Source organism: Opacimonas viscosa, assembly GCF_024199005.1.
In the GTDB taxonomy this organism is placed as follows: Bacteria; Pseudomonadota; Gammaproteobacteria; order Enterobacterales; family Alteromonadaceae; genus Opacimonas; species Opacimonas viscosa.
In genome coordinates this window covers 1-277 of sequence record NZ_JANATA010000094.1, presented here as the reverse complement: position 1 = coordinate 277, position 277 = coordinate 1, and the positions used below count along the sequence as shown (strand labels likewise).

Annotated in this window: 1 protein-coding gene; it reads right to left on the bottom strand. The window is 43.0% G+C overall.

Annotated features, from left to right (window positions below; genetic code table 11):
* Positions 1–26 precede the first annotated feature (26 nt).
* A partial coding sequence (locus NLF92_RS12835) for a TyrR/PhhR family helix-turn-helix DNA-binding protein (RefSeq protein WP_349293229.1) occupies positions 27–277 on the bottom strand: 251 nt, incomplete at its 5' end.

Here is a 277-nt window from a genome sequence, read left to right as displayed (position 1 = left end):
GCTTTGTCGACATCTCAGCAATGTAACTATAACTTTACAGTAGCTTTATTTATGCCATATTCACGGAGTTTGTTGGCAATAGCCGTATGACTTAACCCCAGCTTTTTCGCCAGTTGACGGGTACTTGGATACGACGGATAAAGCTTCTTGAGCAAATCACGCTCAAACTTCTTCACTTCCTCGTCAAGCGTACCTTCGAAGTTTTCATCGACATAGGTCATGCTAGGTGTACAACTGGGCAGTTGAATGTCTTCTTTGGTGATTTCGTTTCCATCCA